We start from the raw sequence: 9392 nt of genomic DNA on the forward strand, positions 1-9392 counted from the left end.
CGCCGCCGGCAACACGCTCACCATCGACATGGAGACCTGGGCGACCGAGTACCGCGCCGGTGACCCCGGAACGGTCCGCTTCACCGGCCTGCCGGACCGCGAGAAGACCGTGGAGATCTGGCTGCCGCACAACGAGACCACCGAACTCGTCGCCCTGCGCACCGACGCCCCCGTGGAGGGCGTGGCCGACCGGGGACGGGTCTGGCTGCACCACGGCAGCTCCATCAGCCACGGCTCCGAGGCGGCCGGCCCCACCTCCACCTGGCCGGCGCTCGCGGCGTCGCTCGGCGGGGTCGAGCTGGTCAACCTGGGACTCGGCGGCAGCGCCCTGCTCGACCCGTTCACCGCACGGGCCATGCGGGACACCCCGGCCGACCTGATCAGCGTCAAGATCGGGATCAACCTGGTCAACCTCGACCTCATGCGGCTGCGGGCCTTCGGGCCCGCGGTGCACGGCTTCCTCGACACGATCCGCGACGGGCACCCCACCACCCCCCTCCTCGTGGTCTCCCCGATCCTGTGCCCCATCCACGAGGACACCCCCGGACCCGGCGCTCCTGACCTGGACGCCCTGTCGGCCGGCGTGGTGCGCTTCGTGGCCACGGGGGACCCGGCGGAGCGCGCCGCGGGCAAGCTGACCCTCGGCGTCATCCGCGAGGAACTGGCCCGCATCGTCCGGCAGCGCGCCGCCGACGACCCGCAGCTGCACCACCTCGACGGCCGCGAGCTGTACGGGCAGACCGACCACGACGAGCTGCCGCTGCCGGACAACCTCCACCCCGACGCGGCCACCCACCGCCTCATCGGCGAACGCTTCGCCGCGGCGGCCTTCGCCGACGGCGGGCCTTTCGCGGCGGGGGGCCGGGGGTGACCTCGGGCGGTCGGCTCTCGTGGGAGGGCGGCCGGAGTCGCCCGTCCCGCTCGGGCGGGTGGCTGCGGCACCCCGCTGCGCGGGGCGTCCTCGAGCGCCGGACGGGCCGGGTTGCCGGAGCGGGGGCGGCGKCCGGYGCGGGGCTTCGCTGACTACGCTGGGCGACAGCAGGCCACACCCCGCRCCGGMCGCCGCCCCGCGGCCCGGCCCCCGTCGCTAGGACACACTCCGTGAGAACCGCGCTCGTCATCGGAACCGGACTGATCGGCACCTCCGCCGCGCTCGCCCTCGCGGGCCGCGGGGTCACCGTGCACCTCGTCGACCACGACGCGGCGCAGGCGCGCACCGCGGCGGCGCTCGGGGCGGGCACCGACGAGCCGCCCGAGGGCCGGGTGGACCTCGCCGTCGTCGCGGTGCCGCCCGCCCACGTGGCCACCACGCTCGCCGAGACGATGAAGGCGGGCGCCGCGCGCGGTTACCTGGACGTCGCCAGCGTCAAGGGCGGACCGCGCCGGGAGCTGGAGGCGGCGGGCGTCGACCTGTCCGCTTACATCGGCAGCCACCCCATGTCGGGCAAGGAGCGCTCGGGCCCCCTCGCGGGAAGCGCCGACCTCTTCGAGGGCCGTCCCTGGGTCCTCACGCCCACCCGGGACACCGACACCGAGGTGCTCAACCTCGCCCTGGAACTGGTCGCGCTGTGCCGGGCCGTTCCCGTCGTGATGGACGCGGACGCCCACGACCGGGCCGTCGCCCTGGTCTCGCACACCCCGCAGCTGATCTCCTCCATGGTCGCCGCGCGCCTGCGGGAGGCCGACGAGACCGCCGTGCGGCTGTGCGGCCAGGGCATCCGCGACGTCACCCGGATCGCCGCCTCCGACCCCCGGATGTGGGTGGACATCCTGTCGGCCAACCCCGGCCCGGTCGCCGACGTGCTCGCCGGCGTCGCCGCGGACCTGGACGAGACCGTCCGTGCCCTGCGCTCCCTCCAGGCCGCCGACGCCTCCGAGCGCTCGGTGGGCGCCGCGGGCATCGAGGACGTGCTGCGCCGCGGCAACGCGGGCCGGGCACGGGTCCCCGGCAAGCACGGCGCGGCCCCCGCGTCGTACGAGACCGTCGCCGTCCTCATCAGCGACCAGCCCGGCGAGCTCGCCCGCATCTTCGCGGACGCGGGCCGGGTCGGCGTGAACATCGAGGACGTGCGCATCGAGCACGCGACGGGCCAGCAGGCCGGCGTGGTGCAGCTCATGGTCGAGCCGTCCGCCGCCCCGGTCCTGAGCGCCTCGCTGCGCGAGCGGGGCTGGGCACTGCGGCAGTAGACCGCGGGAGACCGTGCACGGGACTCCGGCCGCGGGCCCGCCCCGGCCGGCGGCGGAGTCCGCGTGCAAGAGGGGTGCCCGGCACTCGGTAACCTTGTGCCGGGCGCATCGGCAGTCCCGCCGGCCCGCCACCCCAGATCTGAAAGGTGTCCGACACCGTGGAATCCGTGATCGTCGCCATCGACGGCCCCTCCGGCACGGGCAAGTCGAGCACCTCCAAGGCCGTCGCCTCCGCCCTGGGGCTCAGCTACCTCGACACCGGCGCGCAGTACCGTGCGATCACCTGGTGGATGATCACCAACGGGGTCGACGTCTCCGACGCGACCGCGATCGCCGCCGTCGCGGGCAAGCCGGTCATCGAGTCGGGCACCGACCCCGCCGCCCCGGCGATCACCGTCGACGGCCTCGACGCATCCGGTCCGATCCGCACCCAGGAGGTCACCTCCAAGGTCAGCGCCGTCAGCGCCGTGCCCGAGGTGCGCACCGTGATCACCGAGCTCCAGCGGTCCATCGCCGCGGCCGCCGAGAAGGGGATCGTCGTCGAGGGCCGCGACATCGGCACCACCGTGCTGCCCGACGCCGACCTGAAGATCTTCCTGACGGCCTCGCCCGAGGCGCGCGCCGCGCGCCGCAGCGGCGAGATCAAGGGCTCCGACGTCGCCGCCACCCGCGAGGCGCTGATCCGCCGCGACGCCGCCGACTCCAGCCGCAAGACGTCCCCGCTCGCCAAGGCGGACGACGCCGTCGAGGTCGACACCACGGATCTCACCCTCCAGCAGGTCGTCGAGTGTGTCGTGACCCTGGTCGAGGAGCGCCGGAGCACGCCGAAGCAGGTCGCCACGTGACCGTTCCCTCCCTGAAGGGCGCGGCCGTCGGCCGGGGCATCGGCATCGGACTCATGTACGGGCTCTGGAAGCCCCGGGTGCTGGGCGCCTGGCACGTGCCCGCCTCCGGCCCGGTCATCATGGCCGTGAACCACGCGCACAACATCGACGGCCCGATGCTCATGGGCACCGCGCCCCGGCCCGTGCACTTCCTGATCAAGAAGGAGGCGTTCGTCGGCCCGCTCGGCGCCTTCCTGACCGGCATCGGACAGGTCCCGGTGGACCGGACGACCGCCGACCGCACCGCGATCGGCAACGCGCTCGGTGTGCTGGAGAACGGCGGCGTCCTCGGCATCTTCCCCGAGGGCACCCGCGGCCAGGGCGATTTCGCCTCGCTGCGCGCCGGCCTCGCGTACTTCGCCGTGCGCAGCGGCGCGCCGATCGTCCCGGTCGCCGTGCTGGGAAGCACGGAGCGCCGCGGACGGTTGATACAGCAGCTGCCCCCGCTGCGCAGCCGGGTCGACCTGGTCTTCGGCGAGGCGTTCCAGGCCGGCGACGGCAGCGGCCGGCGGACGCGCAAGGCGCTCGACGAGGCGACCGTCCGCGTCCAGGAGCGGCTGACCGCCCACCTGAAGGACGCGAAGCGCCTGACCGGGCGCTAGGACAGACTTGAGTAATGGGCCGCCGGACGCGGCCCAGTGACGAACGAGGAACGGACTTCATGAACGACCAGCACGACCACGGAGCGCTCGGTGACACCGAGTACGCGGAGTTCATGGAGCTCGCCGCGGAAGAGGGCTTCGACGTCGAGGACGTCGAGGGTGCGATCGAGGAGGCCGGGCACGGCCCGCTTCCCGTGCTCGCGGTCGTCGGCCGCCCGAATGTCGGCAAGTCGACCCTGGTGAACCGCATCATCGGCCGCCGCGAGGCGGTCGTCGAGGACAAGCCCGGTGTCACCCGCGACCGCGTCACCTACGAGGCGGAGTGGGCCGGCCGCCGCTTCAAGGTCGTCGACACCGGCGGCTGGGAGCAGGACGTCCTCGGCATCGACGCCTCCGTCGCCGCCCAGGCCGAGTACGCCATCGAGGCGGCCGACGCGGTCGTCTTCGTGGTGGACTCGACCGTCGGCGCCACCGACACCGACGAGGCCGTCGTCAAGCTGCTGCGCCGCGCCGGCAAGCCCGTCGTCCTGTGCGCCAACAAGGTCGACGGCCCCAGCGGCGAGGCGGACGCCACCGCCCTGTGGTCCCTCGGACTCGGCGAGCCGCACCCCGTCTCCTCGCTGCACGGCCGCGGCACCGGCGACATGCTCGACGCCGTCCTGGAGGTCCTGCCCGACGCCCCCGCCCAGACCTTCGGCACCGCCGTCGGCGGGCCGCGGCGCATCGCCCTGATCGGCCGCCCCAACGTCGGCAAGTCCTCGCTGCTCAACAAGGTCGCCCGCGAGGAGCGCGTCGTCGTCAACGAGCTCGCGGGCACCACCCGCGACCCGGTCGACGAGCTCATCGAACTCGGCGGCGTGACCTGGAAGTTCGTCGACACCGCGGGTATCCGCAAGCGCGTCCACCTCCAGCAGGGCGCCGACTACTACGCCTCGCTCCGCACGGCCGCCGCCGTCGAGAAGGCCGAGGTCGCCGTCATCCTGATCGACGCGACGGACACCATCAGCGTCCAGGACCAGCGCATCATCACGATGGCCGTCGAGGCCGGCCGCGCGATCGTCGTCGCCTACAACAAGTGGGACGACCTCGACGAGGAGCGCCGCTACTACCTCGAGCGCGAGATCGAGACCGAGATGCAGCAGGTCGCCTGGGCGCCCCGGGTGAACGTCTCCGCGCTCACCGGCCGCCACATGGAGAAGCTCGTCCCGGCGATCGAGACCGCGCTGGAGGGCTGGGAGACCCGGGTCCCCACCGGCCGTCTGAACGCCTTCCTCGGCGAGATCGTCGCCGCGCACCCGCACCCGATCCGCGGCGGAAAGCAGCCGCGCATCCTCTTCGGCACGCAGGCCGGCACCAAGCCGCCCCGCTTCGTCCTCTTCGCCTCCGGCTTCCTGGAGCACGGCTACCGCCGCTTCGTGGAGCGCAGGCTGCGCGAGGAGTTCGGCTTCGAGGGGACGCCGATCCACATCTCGGTGCGCGTGCGGGAGAAGCGCGGCCGCAAGAAGTGATCCGGCTCCGCCCCGTGCGGACATGACGATGCCCCGGACCGCGGCTCACCGCCGGCGGTCCGGGGCATCGTCATGTCCGGGGGTTCAGGCGCCCCGGCGCGGACCCGGGGGCAGCGCCGCGGGCTCGTGTCCGCCCGGCGGCCGCACCACCTGGTGGTAGGGCTGCCAGTTGTTGCCCGGGTGCACGACGGGGCTGAAGTGCCCCGAGTACGTGCCGAATCCGCCGCGGCTGCTGTGCAGCCCGGTCGACCCGAAGGCCCGGAAGCCGAGATCCTCCTCGCCGCTCCGGTCGCCCGGAAGCGTCCGGAACGCCCGGCGGAACTCGGAGTACAGCGCGTCGTAGATCGGCGTGGGCGATTCGCCCGACGAACCGTCACGCGCTGTGCGCGCCGAGGGGATCTGGCTCTGGTAGGGCTGGCGGGATGGGTCGTATGTGTGCACGTACCTGCAACGACCCGGCCGTCCCCGCGGATGCGGTCTGCGACGCTGCGCATTTTTCCGGGGCTGCCCGGAGGGGGTGTCGCGCGGTGGGGACCCGGGTCTCCCAGCCCTCCAGCGCGGTCTCGATCGCCGGGACGAGCTTCTCCATGTGGCGGCCGGGACCGACCAGCTGCAGGGCGCCGTCCGGTCCATCACCGGCGAGGAGCCCGCGGTCGCCGGCGCCGCTCCGCAGCAGGCCGTGCTCGGTGTGACCAGCGGTCTCATCCTGATCAACGGCGAACTGCACCCGGTGCTCGCCGGTCGCGCCGGGGGCCCGGTGCGCGGCGGCCGGGCCCCCTGGGGCCCTCGGCTCGGCTGCGCGCGGGCGCCGGGCCAGGCGCCGCACGGGGCGCTCCTCGTGCGCGAGGGCACCGGGCCCGGCACACGACCCGGCAGCAGCGGGCGCCCCTTCGTGCGCCGAYGCCCCGCCCGGCGGACCGGCGGGGCGGGGCATCGGCGCACGAAGGGGCGCGCGGGGCCGGCCTCCCGGCGGGGGCTCGCCGGCCGTCGGAGACAGAGACGGACCGGGCCCGGTGCGGGCCCGCACCGCGGCCCCGAGGCGTCCGTCAGGTGCCGGCCAGGGGCATGGCGGCGGCCACCAGACGGCCGTTGGCGGCGGCCTTCTCCAGGGCGTCGCGGAGCAGGTCCTCGCGGGGCTGCTGGCCGATGGAGCCCACCGGAGCGGCGAACACCAGCACGGTGTGCGACCTGTTCGCCGCCGTCCGCCAGCCGTCCGTGACCTGGAGCGGCTGGTGCGCCTGCCACCAGGCGACCGGGCTGCCGCCGTGCGTGCCGGGCTGGAGCACGGCGTGCAGCTGGCCCATCGCCACCAGGACGGACCAGCCGGGCAGCTGGTGGGGCACCAGGTTGACGTCCGACACCGGCTGGAAGCCCTGCTCGGTCAGCAGCGGCAGGAAGTCGTCGCCCCCGCTGCCCGTGGTGCCGGGGCGGGCGATGGGCGCGGTGGGCTCGACGACGAGCGCCGGGTGCAGTTCGCCGTTGATCAGGATGAGACCGCTGGTCACACCGAGCACGGCCTGCTGCGGAGCGGCGCCGGCGACCGCGGGCTCCTCGCCGGTGATGGACCGGACGGCGCCCTGCAGCTGGTCCTCGGCGACCTGGACGACCTGCGAGGGGATGCAGGTCGCGTGGGCGAACGCGAGGACCGCGGTCTCCTCGCCGACGAACAGCACCGTGCTGGTGCGCTCCTGCTCGGAGTCGCCCGGGGTGCGGCACGAGGTGCAGTCGTAGCTGCCCGGTGCGTTGTGGCCGGCGAGCAGCCGGTCGGCTTCTTCGTCGCCGATCTCGGCGCGTACGTCCTCGCTGACGTCGAGCATGCGCGGCACGGGTGGCTCCTCGGACTTGATCTTGTGCGCCGGGCCGGTCCCGGGCTCATGAAGGGTCAACGGGTGATGTGCGGCCGGAGTCACGCGCGGCGCGCCACCCGTTACGAGGCTCCAGGTCACGGGCGGGGCGGAGGCAGGGCTTCCCGGGGCGCGGGCGTTGTGCCGCCTCGCCGCGGAACAGGGCCGTCCCTCGGCGCAGTTGACGGGCCGTCGCACGACGGGGTCCGGACCGGCCGCGCCGGGTCCGCGGCGCCCGCGTCGGCCGGGGGCCCGGCGCGACGCGCACCCGCCGCGTCGCGCCCCGGATCCCGTGCCGGCCCTGACCGGGCAGTACAGTCCTTGCGGGACCTCCCTCGCGACCACGGGGGAGCATGGCCGATCAGGGGGATACGGCGACTCATGCGTGTGTCATTTCTGCTGCACAATGCGTACGGATTCGGGGGGACGATCCGTTCGACGTTCAATCTGGCCGAGGAACTCGCCCGCCGGCACGAGGTCGAGATCGTCTCCGTCTTCCGGCACCGGGAACGGCCGGGCATGGGGGCGCCCGGCGGCGTGACGCTCCGTCATCTCGTCGACCTGCGGAAGGACAGCCCCGGCTTCGACGGCGACGACCCGCTGGCGGCGCAGCCCGCCGGCGTCTTCCCGCGGGGCGACGGGCGCCACCGGCAGTACAGCCGGCTGACCGACGAGCGGATCGCGGACCACCTCGCCTCGCTGCGGGCCGACGTCGTCGTCGGCACCCGCCCGGGCCTCAACGTGCACATCGCGCGGCAGGCGCCGCGCGGCGTCGTCCGCGTCGGCCAGGAGCATCTGACCGTCGGCGGCCACAGCCTCCGGCTGCGCCGGGAGATCGGCTACCGCTACGCGGCGCTCGACGCGGTCACCACCGTCACCGAGGCCGACGCCCGGGCCTACCGGACGTCCTTCCGCCTGCCCGGGGTGCGCATCCGGGCGGTGCCCAACAGCGTGCCCGAGCCGTGGGTGGAACCGGCCGACGGCTCGGCGAAGTGCGTGGTCGCCGCCGGTCGGCTCACCCGGGTCAAGCGGTACGACGTGCTCATCGAGGCGTTCGCGCGGGTGGTCGAGGTCAGGCCGGACTGGCGGCTGCGCATCTACGGCGGAGCCGACGCGACCGGGAACGAGAAGAACGCCCTGCGCCGGCTCGTGGAGGAGCACCGGCTGCACAACCACGTGCTGCTGATGGGGACGGCCAGCCCGCTGGAGGCGGAGTGGGTCAAGGGGTCGGTCGCCGCCGTGACCTCCTCGCTGGAGTCGTTCGGCATGACCATCGTGGAAGCCATGCGCTGCGGCCTTCCCGTGGTCTCGACCGACTGCCCGCACGGCCCCGGCGAGATCATCGAGGACGGCGTCGACGGGCGGCTGGTGCCCGTGGGCGACGTCGGGGCCGTCGCCGGGGCGCTGCTGGAGCTGATCCAGGACGACGATCTGCGCCGCCGGACGGGGAAGGCGGCACTGGCGGCCTCCGCGCGGTTCGACCCGGCGAGGGTCGCCGAGCGCCACGAGGCCCTTTTCACCGAGCTCCTCGAAGCGGGCGCTGCCGGGCGGACCCCGAGCGGGGTGCGCGAGACGTTCCACCGCGGCAGAGGGGCCGTGTACGACGGCGTCTACGCACTGCGGCACCGGGCCGCCGGGGCGCTCCGGGGACGGAGGGCGGGCGCGTGAGCACGCGAACGGATGCGGCCGCCGGGCCGGTGCGGGCCGACTGCGTCGCCGACGCGTCGGGCGGGATCGTCTTCCGGGTGCGCGGGGCGGCGGGGGACACCCGAGCGCTCGTCCTGCGGCGCCGCGGCGGCAGCGGCCCCGCCGACGAGCTGCGGCTGCCTCTCACCGGCGCGGGCGGCGACGGAGCCCTGCGCGCGGAGCTGGCGGCGGCGGCCGCGACGGCGGAGGGCCGCTGGACCGTGACCACCGACACCGGCAGCGCGGTGGAGCCCGGCGTCCGGGACCTGCGGGCCGTCGTCGACCGGACACCGGGACCGGGGCCGCTGACCGTCCGGGTGCCGTATCCGGGGGCGGGCGGCCGGCTGGTGCTCCGCTGCTGGCTGCGCACGGCGCACGCCGAGGCGGGGTCCGTGGCCGTGTCGGAGACCGCCGGCTCGCTGTCCGTGACCGGACGGCTGCACGGCACGCCGCTCGGCGACGGCGCCCGCGCCGAGCCGGTAGCCGCCGCCCGTGCCGGGGCTGGCGTCGACCGGGTAGCCGAGATCGCGCAGCCGGTCGACGTCCCGCCGCACCGTGCGCGGCGTGACACCCAGCCGGTCGGCGAGGTCGGCGCCCGACCATTCGCGGTGGGCCTGCAGCAGGGACAGCAGGCGCAGCAGACGTGCCGAGGTCTCCAACATGGCGCCGAGTCTGCCACCC

The 9392-nt window shown here is 74.9% G+C and carries 8 protein-coding genes and 1 pseudogene; 6 read left to right on the forward strand and 3 right to left on the reverse strand.

Annotation, left to right across the window (positions count from 1 at the left end):
* The 5 genes from EAO77_RS25065 to der all read left to right on the forward strand — a co-directional run.
* Window positions 1-871: GDSL-type esterase/lipase family protein (locus EAO77_RS25065; RefSeq protein WP_147991018.1), on the forward strand; the 871-nt coding region annotated here is incomplete at its 5' end.
* Between the two features lie 230 nt (window positions 872-1101).
* Window positions 1102-2187, forward strand: a complete 1086-nt coding sequence (locus EAO77_RS25070; protein ID WP_147990536.1) for a prephenate dehydrogenase — start codon at window positions 1102-1104, stop codon at window positions 2185-2187.
* A 146-nt stretch (window positions 2188-2333) separates the two neighbouring features.
* The gene (cmk, locus tag EAO77_RS25075; RefSeq protein WP_187283397.1) at window positions 2334-3032 is read left to right on the forward strand and encodes a (d)CMP kinase; all 699 of its coding nucleotides are present in this window, start codon (window positions 2334-2336) and stop codon (window positions 3030-3032) included.
* A complete protein-coding gene (locus EAO77_RS25080) occupies window positions 3029-3673 on the forward strand; it encodes a lysophospholipid acyltransferase family protein (RefSeq protein ID WP_147990538.1) in 645 nt (214 codons plus the stop codon). Before cmk ends, EAO77_RS25080 begins: the two co-directional genes overlap by 4 nt.
* A 59-nt stretch (window positions 3674-3732) precedes the next feature.
* Window positions 3733-5181 carry a ribosome biogenesis GTPase Der gene (gene der / locus EAO77_RS25085; RefSeq protein WP_147990539.1) on the forward strand — a complete coding sequence of 483 codons (1449 nt, stop codon included), beginning with the start codon at window positions 3733-3735 and terminating at the stop codon, window positions 5179-5181.
* An 84-nt stretch (window positions 5182-5265) separates the two neighbouring features.
* Here the strand turns inward: der and EAO77_RS25090 are convergent, their stop codons facing one another.
* Together EAO77_RS25090 and EAO77_RS25095 are read right to left on the reverse strand one after the other, a co-directional pair.
* On the reverse strand, window positions 5266-5622 hold the full coding sequence (locus EAO77_RS25090) for a hypothetical protein (protein WP_147990540.1): 357 nt from the start codon (window positions 5620-5622) through the stop codon (window positions 5266-5268).
* 605 nt (window positions 5623-6227) lie between these two features.
* A complete protein-coding gene (locus EAO77_RS25095) occupies window positions 6228-7007 on the reverse strand; it encodes a hypothetical protein (RefSeq protein ID WP_147990541.1) in 780 nt (259 codons plus the stop codon).
* Window positions 7008-7406: 399 nt separating this feature from the next.
* Between EAO77_RS25095 and EAO77_RS25100 the strand changes: the two genes are divergently transcribed.
* Window positions 7407-8693, forward strand: a complete 1287-nt coding sequence (locus EAO77_RS25100) for a glycosyltransferase family 4 protein (RefSeq protein ID WP_147990542.1) — start codon at window positions 7407-7409, stop codon at window positions 8691-8693.
* Between the two features lie 479 nt (window positions 8694-9172).
* Here the strand turns inward: EAO77_RS25100 and EAO77_RS25105 are convergent.
* Window positions 9173-9373 (reverse strand): annotated as a pseudogene (locus tag EAO77_RS25105) (helix-turn-helix transcriptional regulator); the annotation flags it as partial.
* Between the last annotated feature and the right edge of the window lie 19 nt (window positions 9374-9392).

This window comes from Streptomyces sp. T39 (assembly GCF_008042045.1).
GTDB lineage: Bacteria > Actinomycetota > Actinomycetes > Streptomycetales > Streptomycetaceae > Streptomyces.